19 protein-coding genes are annotated in these 19,045 nt (G+C 64.0%); 8 read left to right on the plus strand and 11 right to left on the minus strand.

Features of this window, described 5'->3' with window-relative positions; translation table 11 throughout:
- The first annotated feature begins 56 nt into the window (after nt 1–56).
- Nucleotides 57–1,073: an adenosine deaminase gene (locus AWH62_RS06500; protein ID WP_075189671.1), complete on the plus strand. Its 1,017-nt coding sequence runs from the start codon at nt 57–59 to the stop codon at nt 1,071–1,073.
- A gap of 153 nt (nt 1,074–1,226) precedes the next feature.
- Nucleotides 1,227–2,105: a hypothetical protein gene (locus AWH62_RS06505; protein ID WP_075189672.1), complete on the plus strand. Its 879-nt coding sequence runs from the start codon at nt 1,227–1,229 to the stop codon at nt 2,103–2,105.
- A 1-nt stretch (nt 2,106) separates the two neighbouring features.
- Here AWH62_RS06505 and arfB read toward each other — a convergent pair whose 3' ends face one another.
- The 3 genes from arfB to AWH62_RS06520 all read right to left on the minus strand — a co-directional run bounded on the left by arfB (nt 2,107) and on the right by AWH62_RS06520 (nt 3,925).
- A complete protein-coding gene (arfB, locus tag AWH62_RS06510) occupies nt 2,107–2,526 on the minus strand; it encodes an alternative ribosome rescue aminoacyl-tRNA hydrolase ArfB (RefSeq protein ID WP_075189921.1) in 420 nt (139 codons plus the stop codon).
- Nucleotides 2,527–2,594: 68 nt separating this feature from the next.
- Nucleotides 2,595–3,071, minus strand: coding sequence for a DUF1772 domain-containing protein (locus AWH62_RS06515; protein ID WP_075189673.1), 477 nt, complete (start codon nt 3,069–3,071; stop codon nt 2,595–2,597).
- Complete coding sequence (locus AWH62_RS06520) at nt 3,068–3,925, minus strand: NAD(P)H-binding protein (RefSeq protein WP_075189674.1); 858 nt, start codon at nt 3,923–3,925, stop codon at nt 3,068–3,070. The genes AWH62_RS06515 and AWH62_RS06520 overlap by 4 nt, the downstream gene beginning before the upstream one ends.
- A gap of 132 nt (nt 3,926–4,057) precedes the next feature.
- Between AWH62_RS06520 and AWH62_RS06525 the strand changes: the two genes are divergently transcribed.
- Nucleotides 4,058–4,648 carry a TetR/AcrR family transcriptional regulator gene (locus tag AWH62_RS06525; protein ID WP_075189675.1) on the plus strand — a complete coding sequence of 197 codons (591 nt, stop codon included), beginning with the start codon at nt 4,058–4,060 and terminating at the stop codon, nt 4,646–4,648.
- Nucleotides 4,649–4,666: 18 nt separating this feature from the next.
- On the opposite strand, the gene purN is transcribed toward AWH62_RS06525, so the two are convergent.
- Nucleotides 4,667–5,317: a phosphoribosylglycinamide formyltransferase gene (purN, locus tag AWH62_RS06530; RefSeq protein ID WP_075189676.1), complete on the minus strand. Its 651-nt coding sequence runs from the start codon at nt 5,315–5,317 to the stop codon at nt 4,667–4,669.
- A 16-nt stretch (nt 5,318–5,333) separates the two neighbouring features.
- Nucleotides 5,334–6,374: a phosphoribosylformylglycinamidine cyclo-ligase gene (purM, locus tag AWH62_RS06535; protein WP_075189677.1), complete on the minus strand. Its 1,041-nt coding sequence runs from the start codon at nt 6,372–6,374 to the stop codon at nt 5,334–5,336.
- Nucleotides 6,375–6,504: 130 nt separating this feature from the next.
- On the opposite strand from purM, the gene AWH62_RS06540 reads away from it, so the two are divergent.
- Genes AWH62_RS06540 through AWH62_RS06555 form a run of 4 tightly spaced genes read left to right on the plus strand, consistent with a single transcriptional unit; the run spans nt 6,505 to nt 12,022 of the window.
- Nucleotides 6,505–7,608, plus strand: a complete 1,104-nt coding sequence (locus AWH62_RS06540) for a DUF2066 domain-containing protein (RefSeq protein ID WP_075189678.1) — start codon at nt 6,505–6,507, stop codon at nt 7,606–7,608.
- Nucleotides 7,609–7,622: 14 nt separating this feature from the next.
- Nucleotides 7,623–8,315 (plus strand): DnaA ATPase domain-containing protein, encoded by a 693-nt coding sequence (locus tag AWH62_RS06545; protein WP_083635050.1) that lies wholly within the window; start codon nt 7,623–7,625, stop codon nt 8,313–8,315.
- Entirely contained in the window at nt 8,312–10,486 is a 2,175-nt protein-coding gene (locus tag AWH62_RS06550; RefSeq protein WP_075189680.1) for an RNA degradosome polyphosphate kinase, read from the plus strand. Before AWH62_RS06545 ends, AWH62_RS06550 begins: the two co-directional genes overlap by 4 nt.
- Before the next feature lie 6 nt (nt 10,487–10,492).
- The gene (locus tag AWH62_RS06555) at nt 10,493–12,022 is read left to right on the plus strand and encodes a Ppx/GppA family phosphatase (protein WP_158025581.1); all 1,530 of its coding nucleotides are present in this window, start codon (nt 10,493–10,495) and stop codon (nt 12,020–12,022) included.
- Between the two features lie 36 nt (nt 12,023–12,058).
- Here the strand turns inward: AWH62_RS06555 and AWH62_RS06560 are convergent, their stop codons facing one another.
- The 6 genes from AWH62_RS06560 to AWH62_RS06585 form a co-directional block, all read right to left on the minus strand.
- Nucleotides 12,059–12,475, minus strand: coding sequence for a hypothetical protein (locus tag AWH62_RS06560; protein WP_075189682.1), 417 nt, complete (start codon nt 12,473–12,475; stop codon nt 12,059–12,061).
- A gap of 484 nt (nt 12,476–12,959) precedes the next feature.
- Nucleotides 12,960–14,120: a ribonuclease D gene (gene rnd / locus AWH62_RS06565; protein WP_075189683.1), complete on the minus strand. Its 1,161-nt coding sequence runs from the start codon at nt 14,118–14,120 to the stop codon at nt 12,960–12,962.
- A gap of 103 nt (nt 14,121–14,223) precedes the next feature.
- Entirely contained in the window at nt 14,224–15,531 is a 1,308-nt protein-coding gene (locus tag AWH62_RS06570; protein ID WP_075189684.1) for an MFS transporter, read from the minus strand.
- Nucleotides 15,528–16,253, minus strand: coding sequence for a 1-acyl-sn-glycerol-3-phosphate acyltransferase (locus tag AWH62_RS06575; protein WP_075189685.1), 726 nt, complete (start codon nt 16,251–16,253; stop codon nt 15,528–15,530). Before AWH62_RS06575 ends, AWH62_RS06570 begins: the two co-directional genes overlap by 4 nt.
- A 35-nt stretch (nt 16,254–16,288) precedes the next feature.
- Nucleotides 16,289–17,062 carry a 1-acyl-sn-glycerol-3-phosphate acyltransferase gene (locus tag AWH62_RS06580; RefSeq protein WP_075189686.1) on the minus strand — a complete coding sequence of 258 codons (774 nt, stop codon included), beginning with the start codon at nt 17,060–17,062 and terminating at the stop codon, nt 16,289–16,291.
- A gap of 41 nt (nt 17,063–17,103) precedes the next feature.
- Nucleotides 17,104–17,727 (minus strand): TetR/AcrR family transcriptional regulator, encoded by a 624-nt coding sequence (locus AWH62_RS06585; protein WP_083635051.1) that lies wholly within the window; start codon nt 17,725–17,727, stop codon nt 17,104–17,106.
- A 399-nt stretch (nt 17,728–18,126) separates the two neighbouring features.
- On the opposite strand from AWH62_RS06585, the gene AWH62_RS06590 reads away from it, so the two are divergent.
- The gene (locus AWH62_RS06590; RefSeq protein ID WP_075189687.1) at nt 18,127–18,951 is read left to right on the plus strand and encodes a flagellin; all 825 of its coding nucleotides are present in this window, start codon (nt 18,127–18,129) and stop codon (nt 18,949–18,951) included.
- The last annotated feature ends 94 nt before the right edge of the window (nt 18,952–19,045 follow it).

Here is a 19,045-nt window from a genome sequence, read left to right on the forward strand (position 1 = left end):
GCACAAGCGGGGCACGCAGCAGACCATGGCACTCCCCAAAGCGCCGGAGAGCTGCCATGACCGATATCGCCCGTCTCGTCCAAGCCCTGCCCAAGGCCGAGCTCCATTTGCACATAGAAGGCTCGCTCGAGCCGGAATTGATGTTCGAGCTGGCACGGCGCAACGGGATTGAAATCCCCTTCAACTCGGTTGAGGAAATCCGCGCCGCCTATGATTTCTCCAATCTGCAGGACTTTCTCGACGTCTATTATGTCGGCATGAATGTGCTGATCACCGAGGCCGACTTTTTCGATCTGACCTGGGCCTATCTCCAGCGCGTTCACGCCGAGAATGTCCGCCATGTCGAGATCTTCTTCGATCCGCAGGGCCATACCGATCGCGGCATCGCCTTCGCCACGGTGATTGACGGTATCACCCGTGCGCTGGACAGGGCGCAGTCGGAGCTCGGCATCACCTCAAAGCTCATCCTGTGCTTCCTGCGACACCTCTCCGAAGAGGCGGCTTTTGAGACGCTGGAAATGGCCAAACCCCATCTCGACCGGATCGACGGTGTCGGTCTGGACAGTTCCGAGCTCGGTCACCCGCCGTCAAAATTCCAGCGCGTCTTCGAGGCCGCCGGTGCGCTGGGCCTCCTGCGCGTCGCCCATGCCGGCGAGGAGGGGCCGCCAGAATACATTCATGAAGCCTTGGACCTGTTGAAGGTCGACCGCCTCGACCACGGCAATCGCGCCTTGGAAGACGGCACGCTGGTCGCCCGTCTCGGCCGCGAGCAGATGACGCTGACCGTCTGTCCGCTGTCCAATTTGCGCCTGTGCGGTATCAAACGTCTCGAGGACCACCCCTTGAAGCGTATGCTGGCACTGGGCCTGCGGGCCACGGTCAATTCCGACGACCCGGCCTATTTCGGCGGCTATGTGAACGACAACTACATCCGCACCGCCGCCGCCATTGACCTGACCGCCGACGAGATCATCGAACTGGCGAGGAATTCCTTCCGCGGCGCTTTCCTGCCGGAGGCGGATATTCAGCGCTACTTGGCGGAGATCGATGCGGTGGTGGTGACGGCGGGCTGATCTGTCCTGTCAGAGCGGATCAGCCTGACCTGCCGGCACGCCCTGGCAGCTTTCCGGGCGTAACGGCGCTCGCCGCAAATGGCGCGTTCGCCGACTGCCTCATTGCGGCCCGATTTAATTGCATCCTGATGATTGTGCAATCTGGGGGATGCCATGATCTTGGGCGCGATGTTGGGGCTGAGCTTGCTTGTGCAAGCTCAAGATGAGGGGCAGACCGGCAATGGGTGCGATACGATAGCCGGCGCCGAAACACTGCTCGACGAGGCTGCGGGACGACCGATCCTGCTGGGCGAGATGCACGGCACGGTGCAGGCACCGGAATTTGTGGCCAGCCTACTGTGCCTCGGTGTCGTGCGCGGCGGGCGAACAATCCTTGCCTTGGAAATTTCCTCCAGCGAGCAGGACCGGCTGGATGCTTACCTGGCTTCAGACGGTGGAGAGTCGGCGGTGCGGGCGCTGAGCACAGGGTCGCTCTTTTGGAATGGACGGATGCGCGACGGCCGGTCGAGCGAGGCAATGCTGGCCCTGATCGATACGGTAAGGCTCCGCAGGGCTGCCGGGGCGGCCATTGATATTGTTGCCGTCGATTATCACGCGGTCGATGACGCGGACCTGGCCGAAATGCCGCAGCGGCGTGATCATGCGATGCTGAGACGCGCGCGAAGCCTTGTCGGGAGCGCCGACGTGATCCTTGTGCTTGTTGGAAACGTGCATGCGCGCAGAGCACCAATGGTGTTCGGCGAGAGATCGCTGGAAACCATCGGCTCGCTGGCCGAGCCGGACGAAGTCTACACTGTGCGACTGGGCACTATCGGCGGGGAGGCCTGGACTTGTCGCGGTGCCACGATGGAAACGGTCGAATGCGGCCCTCATGCCTCACCCGCCTATGTCGATTTGGGCGAACACCGTGTCATGTCAATGGAAGATGCGATCGAGGCCGGGGTTCGCGGGGTCGAGGCCGATACTTATCACCGTTATGTCCATCTCGGCGCGAGCGTGGCCTCGCCGCCGGTTTTCCCGCAGCCAGAGTAGCCTAGTCCTCCGACCCGGGCTTGCGCCGCATCGACTTGGTCTGGGATTTCTGCGCCTTGGCCGCCTTCACCCGTTTGATCGAGGCCAGGGATGGCCGCGCCTTCTTGCGCGGTTTCGGGGCGATCAGCGCTTGCTCGATCAGATTGCGCAGGCGGTCGCGGGCGTCGGTGCGGTTGCGCTCGCGCTCGCGGTGACTGTCGGCTTTCAGGACCAAGCCGCCATCCTTGGTCATGCGCGAGCCGGCCAGCCGGACTAGCCGACGCTTGGCGGCGTCGGGCAGGGTGGTGTTGGCGGCGAGGTCGAAGCGCAGTTGCACGGCGCTCTCGGTCTTGTTGACATGCTGGCCACCGGGACCGGAGGCGCGGATAAAACGCTCCTCGATCTCGGCCTCGTCGATCAGGATGGTCTGGGCAATCAACATGACAGACTCCGCAAGCACACCTCCTTATTGCCGTGCTTGCGGGTCTGATCGCAAGTGAGCTTGCCCGGTCATGCGATGGCGGCGAGCAGGAAGCAGGCACAGGTGAGGACGGCTCCGGCCGTGCGGACATGGTTCCAGCCGGTCCAGCGCGCGACATATTGCGGCCAGTAGGCGGACGTACCGTCCGCGTCACCGGCCAGTGACTGCAAGCGGTTGTTCATCGGTATATTGCGCAGGCCGGTGACCAGCAGGACCGGCCCGACATGGCTGGCCATGCCCAGACCCAGCCAGATCGCCATGCCCGGTCGTCCGAACAGGAAGGCGGCCAGGGCCAGGACCAAAGCGAGCGGCACCAGGGCTTTCAACAGCAGCAGGAAAATTGACTTGTAGACGGTCCGGTTGAGGCCGCGCATGGCATCGCCGCCACCGCCCGGCCCGGCCTCATCGAGACCGGGCATGACGAAGTCGGAGAAGGCGAGGAAGATGCCGGCGATGAGGCCGGCACCAAGACCCAACAGCTGGGCCGACAGCGTCAGGGCGATCATGATGCCAGCCCGGCGGCGGGTGTGGCGGCCCAGGCACTGGCCGGAACCGAGGCGGCATAGTCGGCAAAGCTGCGCGGCGGCCGGCCCAGGGCCCGTTCGACACCGTCCATGACCCGGGCATTGCGACCGTCCAGCACCGTTGTGAACAGGTAGTCGAGCAACCAGACATGATCCTGTGGCAGGCCGGCGGCGCGGGCGCCGTCGATGAAGGCCTGGTGCGGAATGTCGACATGGCGGACGGGGCGGCCGGTCCTCTCGGTGATCAGGGCCGCAATATCGGCAAAGCTCAGCAATTGCCGACCGGTCACTTCATAGAGCTGGCCGTCATGTTCCGTGCCGGTCAGAGCCGCGACCGCGATATCGGCAATGTCGCGGATATCGATGAAGGGTTCGGCGGTCTGTCCGACCGGCAGGGCGAGTTCACCGGCCGCGACCATGGGCTGGAAGGCACCTTGGTCGAAATTCTGGAAGAACCAGCTTGAGCGGATCACCGTCCAGCGCAGCCCGCTCTGGCGGATGATGGTCTCGCTGGCTTCCGCTTCGGGCTCACCGCGCCCGGACAGCAGCACGAGTTGCTCCACGCCGGCTTTGCGGGCGCGGTCGGTGAAGACGGCGATGTCGGCCGGGGCGCCGGGCACGGCGAGATCCGGCGCATAGGCGATGTAGACCGAGCGTACGCCCTGCAGGGCATGGTCCCAGCCATCACGGTCCTGCCAGCTGAACGGGCGTTCGGCGTCGCGGGAACCGGAGCGGACAGGGATATTACGCGATTGCAGCGCATTGACGATGAGGCGGCCGGTCTTGCCGGTGGCGCCGAGCACGAGGGTGTCGGCAGATTGGTCGAGGGCGGTCATGGCGATTTCCTTTCACTTGACACGATGTAAACTTTACAGGGTGTCAAGTGCCACCGACTTGACGTCGTGTCAAGTGCGATCAATCCTGCGCCGGGCCGCGTCGATGCGGGGGTAAATGGAAAGGCCAGGGCCATGCCGGATGATGGAGTGCCGACCCGCGAGCGGATCTTGCGGGCGTGCTGGACCCTGCTCGAGCAGGGGCAGGGTGCGAAGACCCGCATGAGCGATATCGCCAGGGCGTCCGGCGTCAGCCGCCAGGCCGTGTATCTGCATTTCAGCACCCGCGCCGAGCTGTTGATCGCGGTGACCCGATTTGTTGATGCCGAGAGCGATATCGATGCCCGCCTGGCCGCCAGTCGCGCCGCGACGTCAGGCCTGGAAAGGCTGGACGCTTTCATTGAAGCCTGGGGCAATTACATCCCGGTCGTGCATCCGGTCTGTCGTGCCTTGCTGGACATGGCGCCCGGCGATGAGGCAGCGAAACTGGCCTGGGATGACCGGATGTCAGCCCTTCGCGAAGGCTGCATGGCCGCGGTCTCTGCCTTGAAGACAGACGGAATTCTGCGTGATGACCCGGATGACGCTACGGCGACTGATCTGTTGTGGACCCTGTTATCGGTCCGCAATTGGGAAAGCCTGGTAGAGGGCTGCGACTGGCCGCAGGCGCGCTATATCGAAGAGATGAAGCGGCTCGCCAGACAGGCCTTGATGTCGACCGGTTGAGCCTTGTGCGACCGCCCGTCAGTCGTGCGGGTTCATCAGCAGTTCGGCACCGAATTCACGGACCTGCAGGCGGACCCGCTCACCGGCCACACGCGCCTTGCCGGAGCAGGCGAGGGCGACGCATTGGGCGTAGAGGGCATGCTCGGCATGCAGCACGCGCTCACCCAGCGTCTCGGCGGTATCGCCATGCAGGACGGGGACAGCGGCCTGGCCGATGATCGGGCCGTCATCCATCTCCGGGCGCACATAATGGACGGTGCAGCCATGAATGCGGACACCGGCTTCCAGCGCCCGCTCATGCGTGTGCAGCCCCTTGAAGGCTGGCAGCAATGACGGGTGGATATTGATCAACAGGTCGCGCCAGCGCTCGGTGAACCAGGGCGTCAGGATGCGCATGAAACCGGCCAGGCAGACGATGCGCGCGCCATAGAGTTTGATCGTCGAGTCGAGCGCCTCCTCGAAGGCCTCCCGGTCGTCAAACTCGCGATGATTGACGACTTCGGTCTCAATGCCAGCGACGCGGGCGATCTCGAGACCGGCTGCGTCGGGATTGTTTGAGGCGACCAGCACGATTTCGGCCGGAAAGTCGTCGTCCCGTGCCGCTTCGATCAGGGCCTGCATGTTGGAGCCGCGCCCGGAGATGAGCACGGCGATCTTTGTCTTCGCCATCTGTGTGTCTCTCGCGTCAGGCCGCTTGGAGTTCGCCGATGATCATGGCGGTCTCGCCGGTCAGTGCAAGCGCTTCCATCGCCGCATCCACCTTGTCCGGCGCCACCGCGAGCAGCATGCCGATGCCGCAATTGAAGGTGCGGTGCATTTCACGGGCGGAAATACCGCCGGTTTCGGCCAGCCACTGGAAGACCGGCGGCAAGGTCCAGGCACTGTAATCGATGACCGGGACTAGCGAGTCGGGCGTCATGCGCGGCGGATTTTCGACCAGGCCGCCACCGGTGATATGGGCGAGACCGGTCAGGAGGCCGGACTTGATCAAGGGCAGGCAGGACTTCACGTAGAGCCGGGTCGGGGCGAGGAAGGCCTCGCCGAGTGTCTGGCCCGGTGCGAAGGGCGCTTCGTCAGACCAGTCCAGGCCCGACAGCTCGACCACTTTGCGGACCAGCGAAAACCCGTTCGAGTGGACGCCGGAGGAGGCGAGGCCGATCAGCACATCGCCGGCAGCCATCTTGTCGTGGTCGGGCAGGAGACGGCCGCGTTCGGCGGCGCCGACCACAAAGCCGGCGAGATCGAAATCATCGCCCTCATACATGCCCGGCATTTCCGCCGTTTCGCCGCCGATCAGGGCGCAGCCGCTGTCCTTGCAGCCGGCGGCAATGCCCGAGACGATGGCTTCGCCGCGCGCCGGGTCAAGCTTGGAACAGGCCAGATAGTCGAGGAAGAAGAGCGGTTCGGCGCCCTGGGCGAGGACGTCATTCACACACATGGCGACCAGGTCGATCCCGACCGTATCGACCTTGCCGGTGGCGATGGCGAGTTTGAGCTTGGTGCCGACTCCGTCCGTGCCGGAAATCAGGATCGGATCCGTGTAACCGGCCGCTTTCAAGTCAAAGGCTCCGCCGAAGCCGCCCAGGTCGGCAGCCGCTCCGGCACGGCGTGTCATGGCGGCCAAGGGCTTGATACGGTCGACCAACGCGTCGCCGGCGTCGATCGAGACACCACTGTCGGCATAGGTCAGCCCGTTCGGGCGATCATCGTTTCCGGTTCCGGACATCCGTTTCCTCAACTCTGTAAAATCAGGCGCGGTGTATGTCGAAACACGCCCCGGAGGCAAGCCACGGGCTTCACGCCCGGCAGCGTGTGGTTATAGTGCGCCCGATGTCCAAGTTACAGGAGTCGCCGCCGTGCGTTTCATTCTAGCTGCGCTTTGTCTCAGCCTCGCCTGCCTGCCGGCGGCCCGGGCGGACGACCCCTACACCATCAAGGGCGTCGCAATCGACGCGACTGCCAGCAATGCCCTGGAGGCCCAGACGGCGGCGATGCGCCAAGGTCAGCTGGCCGCGGCCCGGCGCCTGATCGAGCGCCTGACACTGGCTGAGGACCGTGCTGGTACAAGCCTCGAGCTCGACGCGCACCTGTCCGAGACCGGTGAAATGGTCTCCGGGCTCACCCTCGACGAGGCGATCATTGCCGAGATGATTGCCGGCCTGGAAATCTCCAACGAGCAGCGCAGTGCGACCCGTTATCTCGCCCAGCTGGATGTCAGCTTTGATCCCCGCGCTGTGGGCCGGGTGATGCGCGCTTATGGCGTGCCTTATGTGGAATCGCAGTCGCGCCCGATGCTGGTCCTGCCGGTGATGGAGACCGAAACCGGCTTTGCCCTGTGGGAGGCTAATCCCTGGCGCGCCGCGTGGAGCGAGCAGGATTTCAGTCATTCCCTGACGCCGATCTCCTTGCCGCCGCAGACCAGCCTGTCGACGGCGTTGCCGATTACCGCGCGCCAAGCCCTGCAGCTTGACGAGGATGCGCTGCGCAATACAGCCCTGATGTATGGTTTCAACCGGATCGCCGTATTGCGCGCCGGCGAACGCGACGGTATCCGCCGCTTTGGCGGCTACCTGGTCAGCTTTGACGCCGCCGGGGTGATGTCGACTGACACCTGGGGGCCGCAAATTGTCTATGGCGGCTGGCGCGATGCGGCGCAGGCTTTCGTGACTGATCGCGAGGATGACTGGAAACGCCGGTCCGTGGTGCGCGATTTCGAGACCACATCACTGCGCGTGACTGTGCTCTATGGCGGCTTGGATGAATGGCGTCGGCTGCAGACCGCGCTGAGCAGGGCCTCTCTGGTCGAAGGGGCCCAGCTCGATGCCCTGTCGCGTGACGGTGCCCGCATGAATGTCGACTATCGCGGCGATTTCGCCCAGCTGGTCTCCGAACTTGCCGAGCGCGGCGCGACGCTGGAAGAACATCCCGGATTGGGCTGGGTGGTATTGTCGGCCCGCTGATCAGCGTGAGCGCGATGAAGATGTCTGTGACACCGCAAATGGCGCTGGACCTTCCGGCGCGCGAGGATTTCAGTGCGGCAGCCTTCATTTCGGGGCCGTCGAATGCCGGTGCGCGCGATGTGCTGGAGCGACCGGGAGACTGGCCGCGCAATGTCATGGCGTTGGTCGGGCCGGAGGGCGCGGGCAAGTCGCATCTGGCGTCGATCTGGGCGACACAAAACCACGCCATCACCCTGCCGGCAGCGCATCTCGCAGCGCACCTGTCTGACTTGGCGGCGCAGACAGCGCTGGTGGTCGAGGGTGTCGATCAGGGTGTCGACGAGGACGCGCTCTTCCATCTCCTCAACCGGGCTGCTGAAGGCGAGATCCAGGCCCTGTTGCTGACTGCACGCAGCCGGCCGGCTCACTGGCGCGCGACCTTGCCGGACCTGGTGTCGCGGTTGCGGGCGCTGGTCCATGTCGATCTGCACGAGGCCGATGACGAATTGCTGACCCGGATGATGCAAAAACAATTGGCCGACAGGGGCGCGCCGGTGCGTCCCGGCGTGATAGACTATCTCCTGCCGCGCATGGAGCGATCCGTTGCGGCGGTGCGCCTGCTTGCTGAACGGATGGACAAGCTGGCGCTCGTCAAGAAGACTCCGATTACCCGCGCCATCGCGCGCGAAATCCTGGACAGCTGGACCGAGACTGGAGACGCGGCATGAATGCTCCTGTGGGAGACCTCGCGGAAATTGAAACGCTGATGCAATCACCCAAACGCTTCGTGAATCGGGAGCTGTCCTGGGTGCGTTTCAACCTGCGTGTGCTCGACGAGGCGGCCAATCCGCACCATCCGGTGTTTGAGCGCCTGCGTTTCCTGTCGATTTCTGCCAGCAATCTGGACGAGTTCTACATGGTCCGCGTCGCCGGTCTGCGGGCCCAGGTCCATAATGGCGTCACCGCGACCAGTATCGACGGGCTGACCCCGGCCGAACAACTCGAACAAATCCATGCGCTGGCCGGCGAGCTGATGCTCAAACAACAGGCCCTGTGGCGCAAACTGCATGCCGAGATCGGCAAGGCGGGCGTCAAGGTGCTGGAACCGAGCCAGGTGTCCAAGACCGATGAGGCCTGGTTGCGGGGTGATTTTCTCAAACACACCTTGCCGGTGATCACGCCGCTGGCGATCGACCCGGCGCATCCTTTCCCCTTCATCCCCAATCTCGGCTTCGCGGTCGCGCTGCAGCTGCGCAAGAAAGGGACGGGCAAGCTTATGAATGCGCTGATCCCGCTGCCCAGCGGCGTCAAGCGCTTCGTCGAGCTGCCGACGCGACCGGCGCGCGATGGCGGTCGACCGGCGCGTCGCTACATGACATTGGAAAGCGTGCTGACCATGTTCGTCGACACGCTCTTTCCCGGCCATGAAGTGGTCGGCAAGGGCAGTTTCCGCGTCATCCGTGACAGCGATATCGAGGTCGAGGAAGAATCCGAAGACCTGATGCTGGAATTCGAAAACCTGCTCAAGCAACGCCGCCGCGGCGTGGTGGTCCGGCTGACACTGGACGAGGGCATGTCGCCAGCCCTGCGTGATCTCATCGTCCAGCACCTGCATGCCGGCCCGCAGGATATCGTCCCGGTCAACGGGCTTTTGGGCCTGGCCCAGGTCAGCCAATTGATCCCGGATGATCGCGGCGACCTGAAATTCACGCCTTACGAGCCGCGCTATCCCGAGCGCATCCGCGATCATGGCGGCAATTGTTTCTCGGCGATCCGGGAGAAGGACATCATCGTCCACCATCCCTATGAGAGCTTTGATGTGGTGGTCGAATTCCTGCGTCAGGCGGCGGCCGACCCGGACGTCATCGCGATCAAGCAGACCCTATACCGCACCTCCAAGGACAGCCCGATCGTGGCCGCCCTGATCGAGGCCGCGGAGAGCGGCAAGAATGTCACCGCCCTGGTCGAGCTGAAAGCGCGCTTTGACGAAGAGGCCAACCTGAAATGGGCTCGCGACCTGGAGCGTGCCGGCGTGCAGGTCGTCTACGGTTTCATCGAGTACAAGACCCACGCCAAGATATCGCTGGTGGTGCGGCGCGAAGGCTCGGACCTGCGCACCTATGCCCATTTCGGGACCGGCAATTATCACCCGATCACGGCCCGCATCTATACCGACCTGTCGCTGTTCACCGCCGACCCGGCCTTTGGCCGCGATGCCGGCCGCGTCTTCAACTATGTCACCGGTTATGCCCGTCCCGATAATCTGGAACGCCTGGCGGTGTCGCCGATCGGCATGAAGGAAACCATTATCGGCCATATCGAGCAGGAGATCGCCAATGCCGGCGAAGGCCTGCCGGCGGCGGTCTGGGCCAAGCTCAACTCGCTCGTCCATCCGGAAATCATCGACGCGCTCTACCGCGCCAGCCAGGCGGGTGTCCGGGTCGAACTCGTGGTGCGCGGGATTTGTTGCCTGCGACCGGGCATTCCCGGCCTGTCGGAAAACATCCGCGTGAAATCCATCGTCGGGCGCTTTCTCGAACATTCGCGCATCGTCTGTTTTGCCAATGGCAAGGCGATGCCGTCGCCGGCGGCCAAAATGTATATCTCCTCGGCCGACTGGATGCCGCGCAATCTGGACCGCCGGGTCGAACATCTCTGCCCGATCCAGAACCCGACCGTGCATCGCCAGGTGCTTGATCAGATCATGGTCGCCAATCTCAACGACACCGACCAGTCCTGGTATATGGATGGTGAGGGCGACTATCGCCGGGTCGATACGGCCAATGTCGACAAGCCCTTCAGCGCGCATGCCTATTTCATGACCAACCCGTCGCTGTCCGGGCGCGGTCATGCGCTCAAGAATGACCAGCCGCCCGTTCTTACCGACACCAATGGCTGACCGGATTTGACCAGCCAGCTGACGCCATCCGACTTCATGGCCGAACAGGCCATCCACCGCGATATCGCGGTGATTGATGTCGGCTCCAATTCGGTGCGTCTGGTGCATTTCCGGGTCGAGGGGCGCTCGCTCTGGCCGATTTTCAACGAGAAGGTCATGGCCGGGCTTGGTCGCGGCGTGCATGACACCGGCAAGCTGCATCCGGAAGGCCGCGACATTGCCCTGCGGGCGCTCAAACGCTTCCAGCGTCTGCTCGACGCCAAGGGCGTCAGCGATCGCCATGTCGTCGCGACCGCTGCGGTCCGCAATGCCACTGACGGGTCCGCCTTCATTGCCGAGGTCGCCGAGCGGACCGGCCTGCGGGTGCGCGTCCTGTCCGGTGAGGACGAGGCACGTCTTTCCGGTTTGGGTGTCGGCGCTGGCATTCCTGATGCCAACGGCATGATGGGGGATCTGGGCGGATCGAGCCTTGAACTGACGGCCATGAATGACGGTCTGCCCGGGCGCGGCATCACCACCGCGCTGGGCCCGCAGGAAATCCTCGGCGACGGCCCGATGGACGAGGCCGCCGTCATCAAGGCGATCGACGCGCAATTGCTCGCCTCAGGTCAGCTGACCGGGCAGGGCGGTGCCTTCTATGCGGTCGGCGGCGCCTGGCGCGCGCTCGGCCAGCTCGCCTTTGCCCGTTTTGGCTACCCGCTCAATGTCGTGCACGAATTCGCGCTGACGGCCTCCCAGGCCGACGAGTTGGCACGGCTGGCGACCCGGCTCAGCCCGGCCTCACTGCGGGGCACGCCGGGCCTGTCCTCGCGGCGTGTCGCGACTTTGCCCTATGCCGCGCTCCTCTTGCGCCGGATCATGCATCATGGCCGTTTCGATCGCCTGGTTTTCTCGGCTTTCGGTGTGCGCGAAGGCGTGCTGGCCTCCGGCTTGCCGCCGGCGCTTCTGGCCCAAGACCCGCTGATCGCCGGCGCCGAGGCGATGGCCCGTCCCAATGCGCCGACCCCGGATTTCGGCCGGGCCCTGGCGCGCTGGCTGGTTCCGGCCTTTGCGGCGCTGGAAACGGCCTTTGGCGATGCCCGCGACCAGGTCCTGCACGAAGCGGCGACCCGGCTGACCGATCTCGGCGCCCGCCACCATCCCGACCATCGCGCCGATCTCGCCCGTGACAGCGTGCTCTACGCCCCCTTCGCCGGGGTCACCCATGCCGAGCGGGTCTTCCTCGCCGCCGCGATCCATTATCGCTATGCCGGCCGGCGCAGCGTGCTGGAAGACAATGCGATCTTCCACCTCATCGACGAGGATCAGCACAATCTGGCCCAGATGCTGGGCCTGTCGCTGCGTCTCGGCGCCAAGCTGTCGGGCCGTTCACCGGCCCTGCTGGACCGCTATGCGCTGAGCGTCGAGGCCGATGTCATCCGCCTGGAGGTCGATGAAAGCGTCCGCGACCTCTATGTCGAACGCTCGGTCTCCCTGCTCGACAACCTCGCCGCGGCGGTGGGGCGGACGGGGGAGGTGGTTTATGTCAACCGCTAAGCGTGGTGCGTGAGGGCGAGTTGCCGATCACAACGATCAAGACGCCTGGATAGGCCTGGATCGATTTTGCCTCAGAATAGCGATCTTGCACCGCACGCCTTGATCAGAAACGGAGCGGCACGCTGACACGAGCGCCGCAAACCGTGCGACTCCTGTATCCGCATCTTGGCCAAAGGCCTCTTCGACACCCGTCAGGACGAGCACATTGATTTTCGTCGGGTCAAAGGCAGGTGGAACCGGCATATCCAGGACAGCGTCAAGATGGCCCAAGGTCCAACCAAACCCCAAAAGTTCGGATAATCGATCGAGCCAATTGCCAAAATCGTCACCTTGAAAATCGAAAACATGGACCGACACGGTGTCTAAAGCGCAGATCCAGTCATAGGTCGTCAAAATCTCAACGAATGGGAACTCCGAAAGGACGGGTTTTATTCGATGTCCAAAATTCTCCATACGCACTCTCTTCTAGTGACCTGAGGCCAAACGGTCAGTCGTTTTTCGAGGGGACTGAATGGCCCGCGCCAGCGGCACACACCCCACCTTAAACCTCTTGCCGGGAGTTCGCCGTATCCGGTTCTTCAGGTCAAGGGCGGCCTCGCCGCCGCTGCGCGGTTTCACCCTTGAGCTGAAGAACCGGATACGGCCCGCTGGCTGACAAGGGATTTATGACTGCGTCCGCGCCGGGCGCTGACTTTTGTGACGCGGTGAGGCGGGGGCACCTTTTTCCGGTGCCGGACTGGATTCCTGATCCTGGTGTCCCGCGGTTGTCATCCCGGACGGAGCCCTGACTTGATCAGGGCGGAGATCCGGGACCGATACGCCCGGTTCCGGCAGCAATCGCGTTTATGGGTCCCGGATCTGCAACCTGCCTTCGCAGGTTTTCGTCCGGGATGACAACGCGCAAATCCAGGGGTGAGGCGACGCGCTCCGGCGGCCCTCAGCCCTTCGTTTCGACGATCACGACCTTGCCGTCCTTCAGTGCCAGCGCCATCTCGCCGCGTTTGAGCTTGAGGGCCGGCTCGCCGAACACCTCGCGGCGCCAGCCGGTCATGGCTTCGACATCGGCCTTGTCGTCGGCGGCGATCTTTTCGAGGTCGGGCATGGTGGCGATCAGGCGCGGGGCGACGCCCTTTTCGTCGGCGACCAGTTTGAGGAAGACTTTCAGCAATTCCACCGTCGGACCGAGGCCCTGGGGCGGCGGGGCCGGCTTTTCGACCTTCGGGGCATAGGCCTCCGGGTCGGCGAGGGCTTCGGCCATCTTGTCGAACAGGCGGCGGGCGGCGCTGGAGCGTTCAAAGCCCTTGGGCACGGCGCGCAGGCCGGTCAGCTGTTCCGGCGTGGTCGGGGCGACACCGGCGATTTCGTAGAGCGCATCGTCCTTCATGACGCGCTGGCGCGGCATGTCGCGGGTCTGCGCCTCGGTCTCGCGCCAGGCAGCGGCACCTCGCAGCGCGGCGACCCATTTCGGGGTCGTCTTGCGCAGCTTCATCCGGCGCCAGCTTTCTTCCGGGTCGAGGCGATAGGTCGACGGGCTGGTCAGGACCTTCATCTCTTCGGCCAGCCATTCGGTGCGCTTTTTCTTCTCAAGCCGCTCGACCATGATCGGGTAGAGATCGCGCAGATGGGTGACGTCGGCGATGGCGTATTTGGTCTGGGCGTCGGACAGCGGACGGCGTGACCAGTCGGTGAAGCGCGGACCTTTATCGATCGGCCTGTTGAGCAGGGTACGAACGAGCGCGTCATAAGCGATGGAATCGCCGAGGCCGAGTGCCATGGCGGCGACCTGGCTGTCGAACATCGGATGCGGGATCAGGCTGTCGCCGCCCTGGTGGAAGAAGATTTCCAGATCCTGGCGGGCGGCGTGGAACACCTTGATGATGCGCTCATCGGCCATCAACTCCCAGAAGGGTTCCAGGTCGATACCTTCGGCAAGCGGGTCGATGATGACCTCGGTCTCGCCGGCTGCGGCCTGGATCAGGCAGAGCTGCGGCCAATAGACCGTTTCCCGCATGAACTCCGTGTCAACGGCGACATAAGGGTGCTGGAGGAGGGCGTCGCAGGCCGCTTCGAGGGCCTCGGTCGTGGTAATCATTGTCATGAAACGGCCCTTTAGCGCGGACCGCGGCCTTTGGCTATCGTTTCGGCCAGCCGGGAGGCGCATTCCCGGCTGGCCGATGCGATCAGGCCTCAGGCAACAGCGCTCACACCTTCGCGCCGCGGCGCAGATTGAGGCGCCAGAAGATGAAGATCACCGCCAGTGCCGAGATGAAGGCAATCATCAGGAAAGCCATCTGGATCGGCAGTTGCAGCAGCACGATCCCGGCCAGGGTGAACTGGCCCAGCGTCGCCGTGGCGGCATTCATGATGCCGCCTGCGGCCAGCAATCGGCCACGCAGCTCCGCCGGTGCCCGCCGCTGCGCCATCGCTTGCAACGGCACCACGAACAGGCCGGCCGAGATTGCCGCCAGACCGAGATCCGCCAGGATGCGCCAATTACTCTTGTCGGCCAGGAAGGCATTGGCCGCGATCAGGGCGGCGCCTTCCGGCACGATCGGGTTGGACCAGGTGATCGCCGCGACATCGACCGTGAAGACAACCAGTCCGATGGCGCCGATGACGGAAAAGGGCAGGGCGTCACCTTCGCCGGACAGGGCGCCGCACAACAGCGCTCCCAGCGCCGCGCCGATGGTGAACAGGGCGCTGAACAACAGGACCACGCTTTCATCGGCGCCGAGGATGGCGGCGGTGAAGACCGGCATCAGGGTGATGATCGAGGCCGCCAGCATCCAGAACCAGGCGGCGCCGAGGAGTGGCCGCAGCACCTCCGGCGCCTTGAAGGCATAGGACAGGACGCGAAATGTCTCGCCGATGAAATTGAGGCTCAGCGGCATGTCCGGTTGCGAGGCGGCGGCTTTGGGCAGTCGGCGGATTGCCAACCAGCCCAGCACCGCCATGCCGACCAGGCCCAGCCCGACCAGTTCCGGCCCGAAGGGTCGCATGACCAGCCAGGTGCCCAAGCCGATCCCGACCAGGACCGAGACATTGAGGAGGCCGGACAGCATGGCATTGGCTGGCACCAGCTCGCCCGGCGTCAGCAGGGTCGGCAGGGCGGAATTCTTGGCCGGGGTGAAGAAGGCGGACTGCGTCCCCATCAGGAAGAGCGCGACCATCAGCAAAAGCGGCTGTTCCAGAAAGAAGGCGAGCGCGACGATCAGCATCAGCCAGATCTCGGCGAATTTGGCAAAACGCATGATGCGGGTACGGTCGAACTTGTCGGCCATGCGCCCGGCGATGGCCGAGAACAGGAAGATCGGCAGGGTGAAGAGCGAGGCGGCGATCGGCACCATCACGTCGCGTTCGAGATCGAACAGGGTCAGCCCGCCAAAGGTCACCAGGGTGACCAGGGAATAACGGAAGAAATTATCGTTGAAGGCGCCGAGCGACTGGGCGAGCAGAAGCGGCAGGAAACGGCGCTGGCTGACCAGCTGGGCGGCGATCTTGGCACTCATGAGCGGGCCTCCTTGTCGGCCTGACCCTCGGCTTCGAGGGCGCGGGTGCGGGTTTCAATCGTCATTTTGAGGCGGGGCAGGAAATCATCGCGCGGCAGGCCGGGCGGGATGTCGTCGAGGAATTCGATGACCGCCGGGCCGGGATGTTTTCGCCAGCGGTTCTGCGGCCAGCGCAGGCCGGTATTGGTGGCGACCGGTACGACATGGCGGCCCAGTGTTTCGTATATCAGGTGCACACCCTTGCGGTAGCGATAGCTCTCGCCGACTTCCGGCAGGCGGCCCTCCGGATAGATCAGCAGCGGCCGCGGATCGTCGGCGGCGCGCTTGATGGCGTCTGCCAGCGCGCCCTGGGCGCCGGTCAGGCCGGGCGAATTGACCATGGTCGCGCCGGACGCCCGCACGATGCGGCCGATCAGCGGGAATTTGCTGATCTCATTGCCGATCACGAAATTGATGTCGCCCATGACGGCCATCATCAAAAAACCATCGGCCCAGGACTGGTGTTTGGCGGCGATGATGACCGGACGTCCCGTCGGCACCGGACCGCGCACCTCGACCGGCGCGCCGAGCACCCATTTCATCAGGGCGCGCACGGTGCGGCAGGCGGTCCGCATGATCGCCTTGAGGCCACGCGTCCAGGGCGTGAAGGCGACCGGCCAGGCGATCAGGGCAAACACGACCAGCACCGGCCAGAACAAGAGGTTGAAGACAAGCGAACGCATCAGATCCTCCCCGGATCATGGCGCCGGTCTGCGGCTTACGCGCAGATCCGGGCCGTGCCTGTCATTGGGCGGGTTTCACCGTGCGATGCTTTGCCGGACGTGGCAAATTCGGCTTCAAGCGCGCGCGAACGGGTCTCGACACGGTCCTGCAGCGTCGCCAGGTCGGCATCGCGGTCCTCGCCGGGCCGGATCGGGTCGAGAAACTCGATCACGGCCGTGCCCTTGTATTTGGTCCAGGCCTGTTGCGGCCAGCACTGGCCCAGATTGGTCGCAACCGGAATGATCGGGCGATCGAGGGCGCGGGCCATGTGCCAGACGCCGGAGCGAAAACGCATCCCGCTGCCAACCTCGGTCAGGTGGCCTTCCGGATAGATCAAGACAGGGCGCGGGCGACCTTCGCCCTGCGAGCGGACAATGCCGGCCATCAGGCTTTCGCGCGCCGCCGGTCCGCCCTGGTTGGACAGGATGATGGCGCCGCAGCGCTTGAGCACCCAGCCGATCAGCGGGAATTTCAACATGTGGTCACCGCAGACGAAATTCACATCGCCGCACTTGGCCATCATCACAATGCCATCGCCCCAGGACTGGTGCTTGGCGCCGATCACGACCGGCTGGTCCTTGGGCGGGGTGCCTCGCACCTCGATTTTGATGCCGCAGACCACGCGCATCAGGATCAGCGTGGCGCGGGCATAGGAGCGCAGCCCGTGCATCAGCACGGTGCGGCCCGGGATCAGCGCCAGGATGGCGCAGACGATGGCGTAGACGCCGGAGAGGGACCAGTAGGCGATATTGAAGATGAAAGAGCGCATGACGTGTGTCCTGTCTTTCTCTGGATAAGGGGTGAGGGCGCTTACGAGCGCAGCACGGCCATGATGCCGCGGGTGAACTGGTCGATATGCTGGGAGAGCGGGCGGTCGATCCGGCCATAGAGACTGTACTCGGCGGCCTGCATCACCACGCCCAGCGCCATCGCCGAGCGCAATTCCGGATCGCCCTTGGGGATTTCGCCGCGCTCCATCGCCTGGGCGATGCAATCGGTCATCAGATCCGACGGGTCGGCGCCGCCATCACCGGAGGCGGCGATGAAATAGTTGCGATGGGTGAGGTGGTAGGTGAATTGCGCCGGGTCTTCGTCGGCCAGATTGCAATAGGCGGTGACCAGGGCGCGCGAAATGTCCTCCAGCGAGGCATCCGGCGCCAGATGGCTGGCCACCATGTCCAACAGCTTCTTGTGGATCGCCTCGAACATCAGGCGGGCCAGCGCGTCCTTGGATTTGAAATGGCGATACATGGCGCCATCGGAAATCGTGCAGGCCTCGGCGATCTGCTTGATCGAAACCCCGTCCATGCCGTGGCTGGCAAAGAGCTGCAGCGCAGCGCGTTCGATGCGCGCCTTGGTGGTGCCGGCCTTCGCCGTCACACCGACATTCGGATTGGAGCCATCAAACAGGCCGTCTCGCAGCATCCCGGTCATGTCTCATCCCTCTCAGGGCTGTAAGTGAATGATCATTTATATGCTGTATAGCGAAGGGTTTTGGGAGATGCAAGTGAATAGTTACTTACATTAGGATTTTTCCTTCCAGGGCGTGGTGCGGCGGGGGACGATAGACAGGTCGGATCCGCGCGGCAGGTGGTCCGTATCGGAGAGAAAATCGACTGGAACCCGGTCTGAATACGCCTATTCAACGCGTTGAATACGTGCGGGGAATTCCGAAATCCCCTTGCCAGCAAGGGCAATGCGGACGCGCCGTTAGCGAATATTTTATGAGTCAGCAGTAGCTTTATCGTACCGAACGGCGATCGAGACCGACCGAAAACAGGTTGGCCAGGCCGGATCCGGTGGTGGATGTGCAGAAGCGTGGGGAGCCAAGAAATGGCGACGATCAACACCAATGCGGGTGCCATGGTGGCCCTGCAAAGTCTCAATCAGACCAATCGCGACCTGGAAACCGTCCAGGCCCGGATCAATACCGGACTGGCCGTCGGCTCGGCCAAGGATAATGGCGGCGTTTACGCCATTGCCCAGTCGATGCGCGCCGATGTGCGTGGCTATAGCGCCGTGGCGCAGTCCCTCGACCTGTCAGCCTCGACCGTCGATGTCGCCCTGGCCGGCGGCGAAGCCATCTCTGACTTGCTCGTCGAGATGAAGGAGAAGGCGCTGGCCGGCTCCGACAACTCGCTTGACCAAGCGTCGCGCGATGCCCTTAACGAGGACTTCAAGGCGCTGCGCGACCAGATCGGCAAGATTGTCGAGACGGCCGAGTTCAATGGCACCAATCTTATCAATGGCTCGATGACGCAGATTTCAGCCCTGGCCAATGCCGATGGCTCCTCGACCCTGACCATCGGCGCCGAGGACCTGTCGCTGGGCGGCGCGGTGGTCACCCTGTCGGCGACCGCCTCCTTTGCATCGGCCGGTGATGCCGGCACGCTGGTGGCGACGATCGAGGCCTCGCTGGACAATCTCAACGCCTCGCTCGCCCGTCTCGGCACCGGCTCGAAATCGCTCGGCGTTCACAAGGCTTTCGTCGGCAAGCTCTCCGATGCGCTGGAAAAGGGGATCGGCAATCTCGTCGATGCCGATCTGGCCAAGGAAAGCGCCAATCTCCAATCCCTCCAGGTCAAGCAACAACTCGGTGTCCAGGCGCTCTCGATCGCCAATTCCGCACCGGCGACGATCCTGGGCTATTTCCGCTGATCCGCGGCGCAACAACAAACATCTTTCTGGTGGCGCGGCCCGTGAGGGCGTGCAACTGGGGGCGCTCCGGCGCCCCCATTTTTTGCGTTGTCCT

Source organism: Maricaulis sp. W15 (assembly GCF_001924955.1).
Lineage (GTDB): Bacteria > Pseudomonadota > Alphaproteobacteria > Caulobacterales > Maricaulaceae > Maricaulis > Maricaulis maris.

What these genes read in the sequence shown, in the direction of transcription:
- AWH62_RS06500 (WP_075189671.1), top strand. Translation starts at nt 57, where the DNA reads ATGACCGATATCGCCCGTCTCGTCCAAGCCCTGCCCAAGGCCGAGCTC.
- AWH62_RS06505 (WP_075189672.1), top strand. Translation starts at nt 1,227, where the DNA reads ATGATCTTGGGCGCGATGTTGGGGCTGAGCTTGCTTGTGCAAGCTCAA.
- arfB (WP_075189921.1), bottom strand. Translation starts at nt 2,526, where the DNA reads ATGTTGATTGCCCAGACCATCCTGATCGACGAGGCCGAGATCGAGGAG.
- AWH62_RS06515 (WP_075189673.1), bottom strand. Translation starts at nt 3,071, where the DNA reads ATGATCGCCCTGACGCTGTCGGCCCAGCTGTTGGGTCTTGGTGCCGGC.
- AWH62_RS06520 (WP_075189674.1), bottom strand. Translation starts at nt 3,925, where the DNA reads ATGACCGCCCTCGACCAATCTGCCGACACCCTCGTGCTCGGCGCCACC.
- AWH62_RS06525 (WP_075189675.1), top strand. Translation starts at nt 4,058, where the DNA reads ATGCCGGATGATGGAGTGCCGACCCGCGAGCGGATCTTGCGGGCGTGC.
- purN (WP_075189676.1), bottom strand. Translation starts at nt 5,317, where the DNA reads ATGGCGAAGACAAAGATCGCCGTGCTCATCTCCGGGCGCGGCTCCAAC.
- purM (WP_075189677.1), bottom strand. Translation starts at nt 6,374, where the DNA reads ATGTCCGGAACCGGAAACGATGATCGCCCGAACGGGCTGACCTATGCC.
- AWH62_RS06545 (WP_083635050.1), top strand. Translation starts at nt 7,623, where the DNA reads ATGAAGATGTCTGTGACACCGCAAATGGCGCTGGACCTTCCGGCGCGC.
- AWH62_RS06550 (WP_075189680.1), top strand. Translation starts at nt 8,312, where the DNA reads ATGAATGCTCCTGTGGGAGACCTCGCGGAAATTGAAACGCTGATGCAA.
- AWH62_RS06560 (WP_075189682.1), bottom strand. Translation starts at nt 12,475, where the DNA reads ATGGAGAATTTTGGACATCGAATAAAACCCGTCCTTTCGGAGTTCCCA.
- rnd (WP_075189683.1), bottom strand. Translation starts at nt 14,120, where the DNA reads ATGACAATGATTACCACGACCGAGGCCCTCGAAGCGGCCTGCGACGCC.
- AWH62_RS06570 (WP_075189684.1), bottom strand. Translation starts at nt 15,531, where the DNA reads ATGAGTGCCAAGATCGCCGCCCAGCTGGTCAGCCAGCGCCGTTTCCTG.
- AWH62_RS06575 (WP_075189685.1), bottom strand. Translation starts at nt 16,253, where the DNA reads ATGCGTTCGCTTGTCTTCAACCTCTTGTTCTGGCCGGTGCTGGTCGTG.
- AWH62_RS06580 (WP_075189686.1), bottom strand. Translation starts at nt 17,062, where the DNA reads ATGCGCTCTTTCATCTTCAATATCGCCTACTGGTCCCTCTCCGGCGTC.
- AWH62_RS06585 (WP_083635051.1), bottom strand. Translation starts at nt 17,727, where the DNA reads ATGACCGGGATGCTGCGAGACGGCCTGTTTGATGGCTCCAATCCGAAT.
- AWH62_RS06590 (WP_075189687.1), top strand. Translation starts at nt 18,127, where the DNA reads ATGGCGACGATCAACACCAATGCGGGTGCCATGGTGGCCCTGCAAAGT.